At 73.2% G+C, this 13,185-nt stretch carries 11 protein-coding genes; 3 read left to right on the top strand and 8 right to left on the bottom strand.

Features of this window, described 5'->3' with window-relative positions; translation table 11 throughout:
• Positions 1-11: 11 nt before the first annotated feature.
• From L2C96_RS33120 to L2C96_RS33105, 4 genes are read right to left on the bottom strand one after another with little or no spacing between them, the layout of a single operon-like run.
• On the bottom strand, positions 12-4,451 hold the full coding sequence (locus L2C96_RS33120; protein WP_237338995.1) for a hypothetical protein: 4,440 nt from the start codon (positions 4,449-4,451) through the stop codon (positions 12-14).
• Between the two features lie 10 nt (positions 4,452-4,461).
• Positions 4,462-5,262, bottom strand: a complete 801-nt coding sequence (locus L2C96_RS33115; RefSeq protein WP_020422323.1) for a hypothetical protein — start codon at positions 5,260-5,262, stop codon at positions 4,462-4,464.
• Positions 5,259-6,734 carry a hypothetical protein gene (locus L2C96_RS33110; protein ID WP_237338994.1) on the bottom strand — a complete coding sequence of 492 codons (1,476 nt, stop codon included), beginning with the start codon at positions 6,732-6,734 and terminating at the stop codon, positions 5,259-5,261. The genes L2C96_RS33115 and L2C96_RS33110 overlap by 4 nt, the downstream gene beginning before the upstream one ends.
• Positions 6,735-6,748: 14 nt before the next feature.
• A complete protein-coding gene (locus L2C96_RS33105; protein WP_237338993.1) occupies positions 6,749-7,210 on the bottom strand; it encodes a MarR family winged helix-turn-helix transcriptional regulator in 462 nt (153 codons plus the stop codon).
• Between the two features lie 34 nt (positions 7,211-7,244).
• Here L2C96_RS33105 and L2C96_RS33100 point away from each other — a divergent pair, with 34 nt between their 5' ends.
• Together L2C96_RS33100 and L2C96_RS33095 are read left to right on the top strand one after the other, a co-directional pair.
• On the top strand, positions 7,245-7,682 hold the full coding sequence (locus L2C96_RS33100; RefSeq protein ID WP_020422326.1) for a PPOX class F420-dependent oxidoreductase: 438 nt from the start codon (positions 7,245-7,247) through the stop codon (positions 7,680-7,682).
• Between the two features lie 43 nt (positions 7,683-7,725).
• Positions 7,726-8,427, top strand: a complete 702-nt coding sequence (locus L2C96_RS33095; protein WP_237338992.1) for a 2OG-Fe(II) oxygenase — start codon at positions 7,726-7,728, stop codon at positions 8,425-8,427.
• A gap of 4 nt (positions 8,428-8,431) precedes the next feature.
• Here the strand turns inward: L2C96_RS33095 and L2C96_RS33090 are convergent, their stop codons facing one another.
• The 4 genes from L2C96_RS33090 to L2C96_RS33075 all read right to left on the bottom strand — a co-directional run bounded on the left by L2C96_RS33090 (position 8,432) and on the right by L2C96_RS33075 (position 12,220).
• Positions 8,432-9,460: a glucosyl-3-phosphoglycerate synthase gene (locus tag L2C96_RS33090; protein WP_051123659.1), complete on the bottom strand. Its 1,029-nt coding sequence runs from the start codon at positions 9,458-9,460 to the stop codon at positions 8,432-8,434.
• A gap of 152 nt (positions 9,461-9,612) precedes the next feature.
• Positions 9,613-10,149, bottom strand: coding sequence for a GerMN domain-containing protein (locus L2C96_RS33085; protein ID WP_237338991.1), 537 nt, complete (start codon positions 10,147-10,149; stop codon positions 9,613-9,615).
• A complete protein-coding gene (locus tag L2C96_RS33080; protein WP_237338990.1) occupies positions 10,143-11,549 on the bottom strand; it encodes an ATP-binding protein in 1,407 nt (468 codons plus the stop codon). Before L2C96_RS33080 ends, L2C96_RS33085 begins: the two co-directional genes overlap by 7 nt.
• Positions 11,546-12,220 (bottom strand): response regulator, encoded by a 675-nt coding sequence (locus tag L2C96_RS33075; protein ID WP_237338989.1) that lies wholly within the window; start codon positions 12,218-12,220, stop codon positions 11,546-11,548. The genes L2C96_RS33080 and L2C96_RS33075 overlap by 4 nt, the downstream gene beginning before the upstream one ends.
• 102 nt (positions 12,221-12,322) lie before the next feature.
• Between L2C96_RS33075 and L2C96_RS33070 the strand changes: the two genes are divergently transcribed.
• A complete protein-coding gene (locus tag L2C96_RS33070) occupies positions 12,323-13,114 on the top strand; it encodes a serine hydrolase (protein ID WP_237338988.1) in 792 nt (263 codons plus the stop codon).
• Positions 13,115-13,185: the final 71 nt, after the last annotated feature.

The raw sequence follows: 13,185 nt of genomic DNA, 5'->3' as shown, positions 1-13,185 counted from the left end.
TGGGACTCGCGTCAGGCGGGGGTTTGCTCCCCTGGCTTGCTGAACAGCCGCGTCGCCGAGATGCGCGCTGTGCCGTCCGGTTCGCCCAGGTCGTCGAGGTGGTTGCGGATCGTCGCGTCGACCGAGAGGTACTTGCGGCCCGCCCGGAGGTCCGCATCGTTGCGCAGCCGGACGATCAGCGGGAACTCGGACAGCGCGCCGGCGTCGAACAGGCCCGTCGTGTAGATCAGCTGCACCCCGAGCGCCTCCGCGACGACCCGCTGCAGCTCCAGCAGGTACCCGGCGGACGCGCGGCCGATCGGGTTGTCCAGGAACAACACGCCGGAGTGCCGGTTGCGCACCAGCCCGCGGTTGTTGGCCCGCAGCGCGGCCAGCGTGCAGTACAGGATGATCGCCGCGGTGAGCTGCTGCCCGCCGGAGAACACGTCGCGGATCTCCGACACCCGCTGGCGTTCTGTGCGCAGCACCGAGTCCGGCTTGAGGATGTCCACCCGGAACCCCTTGGGCACCGCGGCCCGCACGCCGCGCAGCACCAGCGACATCCCGTCGCGCTTGACGTCGCGGCCGTCGCTGGTCTTGCCGACCGCCGCCTCGTCGACGACCTGCCCGAGCGCCTCCGACAGCTGCGGCTCCTCGGGGTCGCCGAACCGGATCCGCAGGAACTCCTGCCCGGACCAGCCGCCGAGCCCCTCCGGCAGCCGCGACAGCCGTTGCGCGGACCGCAGCATCCGCAGCGCGCCCTCGACCATGCCCTGCAGCCGCGCGACGATCCCGGACCGGTGCCGGTCGATCTGCGCCAGGTCGTCGGTCAGCGTGCGCAGCCGCGGCTTCAGCGCGGCCGACCACTCCCGCGCGTGCGCCGGCAGGCTGTCCCGGCGCACCGACACGATCTGCTGCCGCACCGGGCTGGTCAGCTTCTCGAACCGCTTGTCGGTCGCGTACTGGGCGAGCGCGTCCGCCGCCGCCCGCACCCGCTTCTCCGCGCTGTCGACGGCCGCCTCGGCGTCGGTCAGCGTCGTGTTCAGCTTGCGGTAGCGGGCCTGCGCGGCTTCCACGTCGCCGTCGAACACGGTCTCCGGCTCGCCCTCGGGGGCCAGGTGCGCCATCGACTCGGCGAGCATCTTGAACCCGGCCGCCGACGCGGTGGCCGCCTCCAGCGTGCGCTCGGCCTCCGCGCGCCGCGCCTGCGCTTCCTCCAGCGCGCGGGCCGCGGCCGACGCCTCCTCGACCGCCTCGTCGATCAGCTCGCGGCCGTGCTCGACGTCGCGCGGCCGGGTCTCCAGTGAGGCGTTCTGCTTCGGCAGCTGGTCCAGCTCGGCCTTGCAGGTCGCGACCAGGCCGATCGCCTCGCTGTGCTCGGCCTCCAGCGCGGACACCGTGCGGCCGGCACGCGCCAGGGCAGCGGCACGGGTCGCGGCGTCCGACCCGTCCGGGGTCTCCAGCAGGCGCGCGGCCTGCTCCCGCACCGCCGGCTCCAGCGCCTCCAGCGCCGCCCGCGCCGTGGACTCGGCGCTTTCCGCCTGGTCCAGCTCCGCCCGCAGGTCGCTGCCGACCTCGACGCGGGCGTAGGCGTCGCTGGCCACGGCGAACGCCCGGCGCAGCGCGTCGACCGGTTCGCTCGGCACCGGCTCGTCCTCGGACACCGATCCCCCGCCCGGCACCTCGGCCAGCTCGGCGCGGGCGTGGGTGACCGTGCGGCGGTGGCCGTCGGCGGTGCGCTGCTCCTCGGCCGCTTCCTCGCGCAGCCGGGCCGCGCGCGACGTCGCCTGCTCGGCCTCGGCCTCGGCGCGCGTGACGATCTCCTGCGCGCGCTCGACCGTCTCGGTCCACTGTGGAATCAACGCGACGCGCTCGGCCAGCTCGGCCAGCTTGCGGGCGCGTTCCTCGCTGCCGCGCGCCTCGGCACGCAGGGCCGGGATCGCCTCCCGCAGCCGGGTGCGGCGCGCGGCCAGATCGGCCAGGGCGCGTTCCTGGGCGACCACCGCGGCTTCGGCCTCGGTCTGCTCGGTGGCCGCAGCCTCGGCCTCCTCAGCGAGGGTGGCCAGCGCGCCGGGCGGGTAGTCCTCGCGCCACGTGGTGAGCTTCCACTCCAGCGCGGCGTCGTCGCCGATCGCTTCGGTGAGCGCTTCGAGCTGCTTCTGGCGGCGGGCGTGCCGGGCGGCGATGGCCTGGCGCTCGGTGTCGGCCGCCTCCTCGTCGTACATCGCGGGGTTGGGCGGGATCAGGAAGTCCACGCCGGGCGCCGCGCCCTCGGCCCGCACCGCCTGCGTGGTGCCGACCGGCAGCACCACGCTCGGCAGGAGCTTGGCGTCGGCAAGCACCTGCCGCGCGCGGTCCAGCTGCGCGGCGTCGTTGACGAGCACCCCGCCGAGCAGGTGCGGCAGGTCCCGCAGCACCCGCTCGCGGCCCGCGGCGTCCATCGTGGACAGATAGCGCCAGCCCGACCACGCGGTGATCCCCGCCGCCTCCAGAACGTCCAAAACGGACTGGACCTCCGGCGGCGCGGGCAGCAGCCCGCCGGAGCCGAGCGCCGCCAGCGCCCGCTCGTCCACCGACTCCTCCATGCGCAGGGCGGTCTGCTCACGTTCGGCGGTGGCGCGCGCCTCGCGCAGCCGGGTCAGCAGCGCGGGCGTGTCGGTCTCCAGCTGGACGTTGTCGCCGCCGAGCAGCTCCAGCAGCCGCGGGTGCGCGGCGAGGCTGTCCGACCGCCGGTGCGCCTTGGCCAGCTCCTCGGCAGCGTGCGCGGCCCGGGACCGCGCGGTCGCGGCCCGCTGTTGCGCGGCGTGCAGAGCGGCCTGCGCCTGGGCGTGGTCCTCGGCGACGCCTTCGAGTTCGCTCTCCCGCGCGGCCAGCTCGGTGGTCGCGTTCTCGCCGCGGGTGCGGGCCTCCTGCGCGGCGGCGGCGACCTGGGTGCCGTCGCTGAGCAGCCCGTCGCGGACGGCCTGCTGCACCTGCGCGCGCACCTCCTCGATGCGGCGGGTCAGCTGTCCCAGTTCGGCGCGGTGCCCGGCGGCGGTGGCGGTGGCCGCGTCCCGCTGGTCCTGCGCGGCCGCGGCGGCGGTGCGGGCGGTCTCGGCGCGGGCCTCGGCGGCCTGCGCCTGCTCCTCGGCCTCCCGCGCCAGCGCGAGCAGGCCGCGGGCGAGCGCGGTGGCGGCCGCGTTCTTGGCTTCCAGGGCCGGTTTCGCGCTCTGCTCGCGGTCGCCGACGAGCTTGCGGATGTCGGTCGCCTTGCGCGCGGCGTTGACGTGAGCCAGAACGGTGCCGGTCTCGCGCCACGCGGCCGCGGCCTCGCGGGCCTTCGCCAGCTCCTCGTCGATCCGCGTCTTCTGCGCGGTCGCGTCGGCCAGGCGCATCTCCCCGACCACGCGGCGCAGCTCGGTGACGACGGCGTTGCGGCGGCGGCAGTCGCCCTCGGCCAGTTTCTCCGCGTCCCGCGTCTCGTCCACATAGGACTTCAACCCGTCGAGGCGCTCGGCCTCCAGCTGGTGCCGCGCGATCACCGATCCGGCGAGCGCGCGGGCCTCCTCGCGCGCGACCGCGGCGAGCTTGCGGGACGCGGCGGCGAGCGACTCCTCCTCGGTGAGCGGCGTGAGCAGGTCCAGCGCCCCGGCCACGAAGTCGCGCTCGGACATCAGCTCGCCGCGCTGCCCGAGGTTGTGCGCGTAGGTCTGCACGACCTCGGCCAGGTCCTTCGGGTCGTCCTCGGGGATCACCGCGCGCAGCAGGAACTCGACGAACGCCTCGTCGGAGGTGAACGCGAACGCGTCGGCCGCCTCACCTTCGCCGGCGTTCATCGCGCGCTGGTAGCGGAACAGCTCGGTGTCCAGGCCGAGGGTGTCCAGCCGCTCGGTCCACTCGTGGTGGCGGCGGGTGGTGAACAGCTCCAGCTCCGGCTCGGCCTTGTGCGCGCGCTCCAGCTGCTCGGCGAACCCGGACATGGTCAGCAGGCGGCCGTCCTCGGTGAACGGCAGCGACTCCAGTCCGAGCGCGGCGGTGGGCCGGAAGCAGTACCACGAGTCGACCAGGTTCGCGGGGTCGTTGGACACCACGTGCCCGCGCCACTCCGACACCTTGCCGGTGATGACCCGCTGCCCGGTCTCGGTGTGCTGCCACTCCAGGACGACGTGCGCGACGTCCTTGGCCATCACGAACTTCTCCAGCACGCGCGTGCTGGTGGTGCCCACCACCTGGCGCCGCCCGGGCAGCATGACCGAGAAGATCAGCTTGATCAGCACGGACTTGCCGCCGCCGTTCTCCAGGAACAGCACGCTCGCCGGAGACGGCCGCCGCGGCAGGCTGCCGTCGGCGGAGTGGATCCCGGCGGTGAACAACGCGTCCTGCGCCGGCGCCTTGACCAGCGGGCCGACGCCGCTGAAGTCCAGCAGCACGTTCTGGTAGCGCGCGCCCGCCGGGCCGACGGAGTGCAGGCGCACCCGCGAAAGCTCGTACACCGATCTCCCCCTACAGAGTGTCCGAAATGGACGGGCGCAGCGTGCCCTCGCCGTCGGAGACCGCGACCACGCCGAGGGCCAGCAGCTCCTCGAACGCGCTGTCCGCGGCCAGTTCCCGCACCTGCACCTGGTAGCGCGGCGTGGTCCGGTAGGTGCCGCCCTGCTCGCCGCTGACCTGCACCAGGAACCCCTGGTCGGCCAGGAACCGCAGCGCGCGGGAGACCATGCCGCGCGTGGTGTCCGAAGCCAGGCGGCCGTCCTTGGTCGCCGCGGCTTCGGGGCGGCGGGCGTAGGCGCGCCAGGCCTGTTCCAGCTCCGGCGAGTCGGACAGCGGGTCGTTGTTGGCCTCGGCCTTCGCGGCGCGCTCGTCGAGGATCCGGCACGCCTCGCGCACCACGCCGTCCACCTGGTCGACGCTGACCCGGCCGATGTAGGTGTCGTTGGCCAGGTCGTCCGGGCGCGGGTAGCCCAGCGCCGCGGTGGCGAGGTGCACGAGGCCGTGCAGCACCTTCTCGGTGTCGCGGCGCTCGCGGATCTTGCTCTGCCGCGCGTAGCTGTCCATTTTGACCTCGAACACCGACTCGTCGGTGGCGGCCAGCACCGCGCCCGCCTGGTGGCTCACGTCGAGCACCATCAGGCCCAGCCCCGCGGCGACCGAGTTGGTCAGCTGCTTGAACGCGCTGTCCTCGCCGTAGCGGCGCACGAGATCGGCGTAGACCACATCGCGCGAGGGCAGGTGCTTGGGCCGCATGCCGAACGAGATCAGCCGTGCCGCGTTCTCGGCGTCGCCGGTGGTGACCGGACGCGTCATGCCGCCCCCTCTTCGTCTTCCTCGCGTTCCAGCCGGGCCGTGCTCAGCAACAGGTCGGCTCCCCCGAACTCAGGGTCCTCCAGCAGCGTGCCGTCGTCGACGGCCAGCAGCGCCCGATCGTCCCCCTGCCGGACGGCGGCGCCCACCTCGGGACTGTAGGAGTGCAGCGCCCGCAGCGCCACCAGACGCGGCAGCTCCGGATCGAGCTCGCGGGCCTCGGCCAGCACACCGGACAGCCGCCGCGGCACCTCCGGCAGGTCCAGCAGCTCGTCGGCCCGCCGCCACTGCTCGTCACTGTAGTGGTCGAGGCTTTCCGGTGGGACGAGCTCCGGCTCCGGCACCTCGCCGACCACCTTGTCCCGCTCCGGCGCGGGCCGCAACAGCAGCGAGACCAGCGACGGCAGCGCGGGCACGGTCGGCACCACCAGGCCCGCCGACGCGTGGAACCAGGACTCCAGCGGCACGACGGCGTCGGCGATGGGCAGCTCCAGCGCGGGCATCAGGATCTGGCCGAACAGGTCGACGGTGGCGCGCTGCGGCGGGCCGGAGAACTGCTGGCGGTCCTGCTCGGCGCGGAACACCGCGCCGGCGGCCTGCAGCCGGGCCTGCAGCTGGGTGTGGCGGCTGATGCAGTCGCTGACGATGTCCACCAGCTCGGCGGCGCGGCGCTTGTGGTCGACGTCCTCGGCCTCGTCGCGGGCCGCGGTGATGTTGCGGAGGATCGCGTTCTCCGCGCGGAAGCGGGCCTCGATGTGGGTCAGCGCCGAGTCCAGCAGCTCGGGCATCTCGCGGTCCCAGTCCACCGCCCGCACGTCGCGGCGGGTGGCGTCCAGTTTGGCGCGCAGCGTCTCGCCGTACTGGACGGTGCGGTAGCGGGCCTGCTCGGCGGCGAGCTTGGCGTCGGCGAGGCGGCCGCGGCTGATCAGGTTCTCCAGCTTGACCTCGGCCGCGATCTGCGCGGACTCCACGTCGGTGTCCAGCGCGCCGACCAGCACGTTGATCGCCTCGTCGCTGGCGCGCAGGTACACCTCACCGTCGGGCGCGGCCAGCTCGACGAGCAGTTTGAAGTCGAACGCGCGGCGCCGGTAGGTGCCGTTCGCGTCGAGGCTGCCGTAGACGCGGCGGAATCCGCGGTCGGTGGTGCCGACGTTGATCAGGTTGTCCAGCACCCAGCGGGCGACGCGCAGGTGCTCCTCGGCCGGGCGGCGCGGGGCCTGCGCGGCGATGAACGGCTGCAGGCGCCGGACGACGTCGTCGTGGTTGGCGCCGGTGTCGAAGTCCATCGCGATGGTGACCAGGTCGATCGTGTGCAACGCGATCTCGGCCATCTGGTAGACCGTGGCGTCGGCCCAGTCGAGCTTGGACTTGCGCGCGTCCAGGTCGTGCAGGGGCGCGGTGCAGGCGAGCGCCTTGAGCCGCCGGGCCAGGCCCTCGTCCACCAGCCCCCCGCTGATCAGGTCCGAGTCACGCACAGCGCGCCAGACTACTAGGGGGTCCGCTCCCGCTCGACTTCACGCTCGTAGGTGCGCAGCGTGTCGATCACCAGGCGCCGCTGCTCGGGGGTGAGCGGATCGAAGGCGGTGCGCCAGGCGCGAGCGCCGGCGGCGAGCCAGCCCTCGACCTCGGCGCGGTAGGTCGCGGCGATGCTGACGATCGTGCGGCGCCGGTCGCTCTCGTCCTCGGTGCGGTCGAGGATCCCGCGGCGGCTGAGGTCGCCGACCATCAGGCTGACGGTGGTGGGCGCGACTTCGAGCCGCGCGGCCAGCTCGTTGACCGTCATCGGCCCGTCGAACAGCAGGTAGGACAGCAGCGACAGGTGCCGCGGGGCGAGGTTGAAGTCACGCAGCCGCTCCGGCACCGGCAGCTTCTTGGCGCGGCCGACCAGCCGCGGCAGGAGCAGCAGCATGGTGCGGACGGCCTCGTCGGCGGTCGGTGCGTCGCTCGCCATGCCCGTCATGATCCCACGTCGCTAAGGTCGCCCCATGCACGCACTGAGCAGGGACGAGTGGCTGGAGTTCGCCTCCACCGGCACGCGCACCGGGAAGCTGGGCGTCACACGCGCCGACGGCAGCCCGCACGTGACCCCCATCTGGTTCGTCGTCGGCACCGGCGACGGCGCCGACGAGCTGATCTTCAACACCGGCGCGGAGTCGGTGAAGGGGCGGGCGCTGCGGCGGGATCCGCGGTTGTCGCTGTGCGTGGACGACCAGGAGCCGCCGTTCGCGTTCGTCCAGTTCACCGCCGAGGCGACGCTGCACGAGGACCTGGACGAGATGCTGCACTGGTCCACCCGCATCGGCGCGCGCTACATGGGCGAGGACCGGGCGGACGAGTTCGGCAAGCGCAACGCCGTGCCCGGCGAGCTGCTGGTCCGGGCGCGCATCACGAAGGTGATCGCGTACGGCGGTCTCGCCGACTGATTTCCGCCAGCCCGCGGCCGTCCGGGCGCGCAGACTGGGCGGGGTGATCTCGGACGTCGCGGGCTTCGACTGGCCCGCCCTCACGGCAGAACTGAACGACACCGGCTGCGCCCTCACCCCGCCGCTCCTGAGCGCGCGGAAGTGCCGGGAGCTGTCGGCGCTGTACGACGACGTGGGCCGCTTCCGGTCGACGATCGACATGGCGCGGTTCCGGTTCGGTTCCGGCCAGTACCGCTACTTCGCCTACCCGCTGCCGGATCCGGTCGCCCGCCTGCGCGCGGCGTTCTACCCGCACCTGCTGCCGATCGCGCGGGACTGGGCGGCGAAGCTGGGGTGGGACGCGCCGTGGCCGGACGACCTGGAGACCTGGCTCGACCGGTGCCACCGGGCGGGCCAGGTCCGCCCGACGCCGATCTTGCTGCGCTACGGCGCCGGCGACTGGAACGCGCTGCACCGCGACCTCTACGGCGAGCTGGTGTTCCCGCTGCAGGTGGTGATCGGGCTCGACGCGCCCGGCACCGACCACACCGGTGGCGAGTTCCTGCTGGTCGAGCAGCGGCCGCGCGCGCAGTCACGCGGCACGGTGACCCAGCTGCCGCAGGGCCACGCGCTGATCTTCACCACGCGGGACCGGCCGGTGCGGTCCACCCGCGGCTGGTCGGCGGCGCCGGTGCGGCACGGTGTGAGCACCGTCCGCACCGGCATCCGCCACACCCTGGGCCTGGTCTTCCACGACGCCACGTGAGGCGTCAGGCGATCTCCCGCAGCCCCGAGCCGTCCGCCGCGCGCAGCGTCGCCAGCGGCGGGCGCTGCTCGCACGCCAGGTCGGTGACCACCAGCTCGCGGTCGACACCGTGCCCGGACTCGCCCCGGCGGAACTGCGCGAGCATCGTCGCGGGCGGTTCGGCCGAGACCAAGCGGCCGTAGCGTTCCAGCCGGTCGAACACGGTCAGCATGATCTGGCCGGACATGCGCCCCAGCGCCTGCGTGTTCTGGTGCCGGTGGGTGCGTTTGCCGAGGTCGACCTGCGCGAGCGCGTCCAGCCCGTAGGTCTCCAGGATGTCGATCAGGTGCCCGACCTCGACGCCGTAGTTCGCCACGAACGGCACCCGTTCCAGCACCTCGCGCCGCCCGGCGTACTCGCCTGCCAGCGGCTGCACGAACCCGGCCAGTTCGGGCCAGTAGAGGTTGAGCAGCGGGCGCGCAACCAGCTCGGTGACGCGGCCGCCGCCGTCGGCGTCGGTGCTCACCGCCCCGACCAGCGGCCGGTGGTAGAAGCCCTTGACGTAGGCGATGGAGTCGTCGGTCAGCAGCGGGCCGAGCAGGCCGGTCACGTAGTCGCTGGTGAAGTCGTACAGATCGCCGTCGACGAACACGACGATGTCCCCGGTGGAAGCCGCCAGCCCCTTCCACAGGGCCTCCCCCTTGCCCTGCAGCCCGGGCAGGGCGGACAGGACCGAATCCTGGGCCACCACCGTCGCGCCCGCTTCCGCGGCCACCCGGGCGGTCGCGTCCTGCGAACGCGAGTCGACGACCATGACCTCGTCGACCAGCTGGTGGCGCTCGACGAGGTCGCGGCGGATCGTGCGCACGATGTCGCCGACCGTCGCCTCCTCGTCCCTGGCCGGGATCACCACGCTGACCGTCGTGTCCCCCTTGGCGGCGACCAGATCGGCCACCGGCCAGTCACCCGCCTGGCTGCTGCGCCGGGGCAGCCAGGAGCCGACGTCGGCGGACACCTGCGGCGCCGCCACCTTCCTCGCCCTGAAGCCTCGCATGCGCATCCCCTTCCCCGAACCGGACATCGGCGTGATCGATGCTTCGGCAGACGGGTTTCGCCGATCGCTCCGGGATGAAACCGGCAGGTTACGAGTTCGTACCCGGCAACGGGCGGTCGTAACACACCTTGCACATCCGTCGCGTTTGAACTTCAGTGCAGCAGCGGACAGGACCGGCCCTGCGCGGGGGCTTGCGTCTCGGGTCGCGCGGTGACCGTGGGGTAGCCGTCCACCTGCGTGGCGCTGGGCGGCCCGGTCAGCCGCACGAGCAGGTTGGCCGCCCGCGCGCCGGTCTGGGCGTGCACCGCGGTCACCGTGCACACGATCTGGTCCTTCGCCAGTTCGGGCAGGGTTTCCAGCGGCGCGCTGAGGCTCACCGAGACGACCCCCTGGTCCAGCGCCCCGACCGAGGCGCCGAGCGCGCCGGCGGGGAGCATGGTGGCGTAACCGGCGGCGGCCTCCTGCGGGTTCGGCCCGGCCAGGAGGAGGGTGACCGCGTCGGGCACCGTGCCGAGGTGACCGGTCTGCCGGACGACGGGCGCGAGCTTGCCCGCCTTGAGGAAGAACAGGATCGGCCCCGGCGCGGCCCCGACCGGCGGATCGCCCGCGGAAACCGGATCGGTGGGGCGCACCCCGCAGCCGGCGAGCACCAGCACGAGCAACAGCCAGGTCCAGCGCACGGTCACCACCGCCCCGGCACCCGCAGCACGAACCGGGCGCCGCCGCCCGGGTCGTTGCCGGCCTCGATCGTGCCGCCGTGCAGTCCGGCGTTCTTCTCCGCGATGGACAACCCCAGTCCGCTCCCCTCCGACCGCGATCGCGCGGTGTCGGCCTTGTAGAACCGGGCGAACACGTGCGGGAGCACGTCGTCGGGCAGGCCCGGCCCGTGGTCGGTGACCTCGACGACGGCGTCCGCGCCCGACGCGGACAGCCGCACCCGCACCGGCGGCTCGCCGTGCCGCAGCGCGTTGCCGACCAGGTTCGCCACGATGACGTCGAAGCGCCGCGCGTCCACCGCGGCGATGATGCCGGGCGGCAGATCGGCCTCGACGCGCTCGGTCCACTGCCGCGTGCGCAGGCTCGCGGCGATCAGCTCGCCGAGGTCGGCCTCGCGCCGGTCCATGCGGGCACGGCCGTTGTCGAAGCGGGAGATCTCGATGAGGTCGTCGACGAGCCGGGTCAGCTTGCGGGTTTCCTCGCTCACCAGCCGGGTGGCCGTGGCGGCGTCGCCCTGCAGGCGCGCCCCCTCCTCGTCGAGCACTTCGGTCACGGCGGTCATCGCGGCGAGCGGGGTGCGCAGCTCGTGCGACACGTCGGCGACGAACCGGCGCGCGTCGGCCTCCATGCGGCGCAGCTCCCCCACCGACTTCTCCAGGCTCGCGGCGGATTCGTTGAACGTGCGCGCCAGTTCGGCCAGTTCGTCCCCGCCGCGCTCGGGCAGGCGGGTGGACAGCCGGCCGTGGGCGAGCTGGCGGGCGCCGTCCCGCAGGCGGCGCACCGGTCGCAGCACCGCGCCGGCGGCCAGCCACGCCAGGACTACCGCCAGCGGCACCGCGACGGCCGCGGTGCGCCACCCGTTGAGCGCGAACTCGCTGATCTGCTGTTGTTCGGCGCTCAGCGAGAACAACCCGTACACCTCCAGCCCGGACGGGACGCGGTTGAACCCGGTGTCGACGGTCATGACGGGCATGCCGACCACGAGTTCGGGCCTGCCGATGTCGATGCGCTGGAACATCAGCCGCTGCTCGGCGCCCACGCGGGCCACCAGTTCGGGCGGCACCAGCCCCATCGACCCGCGGACATCCGAGGACAGGGAGCCGTAGCGGGCGACGGCGGCCGACGGGACCGACCGCACGAGCTGGTTGAGGGTCGCCACGTCGGGCGGCATCCGGAGGGTGGGGGCGATGGCGTCCACGTCGTCGCGCAGCTTGGCCATCACCTGGTCCTGGGTGGCGGCGAGCACGGTGCGCCGCGCGGTGACGTAGTTGGCGCCGGTCGCGCCGACGGTCGCCAGCACCGCGACGAGACTGATGATCAGCACCAGCCGCGCCCGGATTCCGCGCAGCCGCGCGAGAAGCCGTCTGATCACAGTGGACCGAACCGGTAGCCGAAGCCGCGCACGGTGCGGACGTACACCGGCGCCGCGGGCTGGTCTTCCAGTTTCGCCCGCAGCCGCTGCACGCACGCGTCGACGAGCCGCGAGTCGCCGAGGTAGTCGTGTTCCCACACCAGTTCGAGCAGTTGCTGGCGGCTGAGCACGCGGCCGGGCACGCGGGACAGTTCGAGCAGCAGCCGCAGTTCGGTGGGGGTGAGGTGGACGGGTTCACCGTTCTTGGTGACCTCGCAGGCGGCGCGGTCGATGGTGAGGGCGCCGTGTTGTTCGCGGGCCTGGCCTGCCGCGCCGCCGCGGCGCAGGACCGCCTTGATGCGCGCGTCGAGGACGCGGGGTTGCACGGGTTTGACCACGTAGTCGTCGGCGCCGGCTTCGAGCCCGCCGACCACGTCGATGTCGTCGCCGCGGGCGGTGAGCATGATGATCGGGACCGGGCCGGTGGCGCGGATGCGGCGGCACACCTCGAACCCGTCGATGCCGGGGAGCATCAGGTCGAGCAGCACGAGGTCCGGGCGGCGGGCGTCGAGCAGCCGCAGGCCGGCTTCCCCGTCCGCGGCCGGTTCGACGTCGTGACCGTGCCGGCGCAGGCCAAGGCACAGTCCCTCCCGGACCGCCGGGTCGTCCTCGATCAACAGCAATGTCGGCACTCGGCCGATTATGGCGGCGTTTCACCAACTCCCGCGACTCTGTAGCAAAACCATGACACGACGACGACGGGACGGGGACATCCGCGGCCGAGGCTGATCACCATGTCCGTGCAGACCAGGCCACTCCGCCGTGGCCCGATCGTCGTCCTCGTCGTCGCCGTCGTCGTGATCGCACTGGCCCTCGGCGCCGCGCTCGCCCTCCGCGGCAGCGCCGCCGAGCCGGTACCGGCCGACTCCGCGGCGACGAGCGTTGTCGTCTACGACCGCAAGCAGAACCGCCCGCTGCGCCAGGAGGGCGCCGACACGCGTTACCGGTCGGCGTCGCTGGTGAAGCTGCTGATCGCGGTCGACCTGGTGCAGCGCGGGCACGTGACGCCCGACCGGCCGAGCCCGCGGGTGACGAGAATGCTGTCGTACAGCGACGATGCGATCGCCAACCAGCTGTGGGAGTCCGGCGGCGGCCCCGACATCGTCCGCCGCACGGCGACCTCGCTCGGTCTGACGGCCACCGAGCCCCCCACGGACCCAGGCCGCTGGGGCGACACACTCCTGTCGGCCGATGACGTGGTCAAGATCTACCGGGCGGTGCTGGCCATGCCGTCCCGCGAGCGGCAACTGATACTCGACCCGCTCCGGGACGCGCACCAGGTGGCGGCTGACGGGGTCGACCAGTACTTCGGCATCCCGGACGCGCTACCGGGCAGGCCGTGGGCGATCAAACAGGGCTGGGCGGCAGGCCGTGGTGGGGTCGACGCGCACACCAGCGGCGTGGTCGGAACCGGGGACCGGTATGTCGTGGTGGTGCTGAGCCACCGGCCAGGGGGAACGGCGCTGGAAACCGCAATGCGAGAAGTCACCGAGACAACAGCGACAATCGAAGATCTGTTGAACTGACAAACAAAACGGCAAGCCGGCAACGCAAAGCAGCCGACTACCCCAACCAGACCTCCCCCGCCCCCGATCCA

Source organism: Amycolatopsis tucumanensis, from assembly GCF_021654135.1.
GTDB lineage: Bacteria > Actinomycetota > Actinomycetes > Mycobacteriales > Pseudonocardiaceae > Amycolatopsis_E > Amycolatopsis_E tucumanensis.
This window is presented reverse-complemented; position numbering and strand designations above follow the sequence as displayed.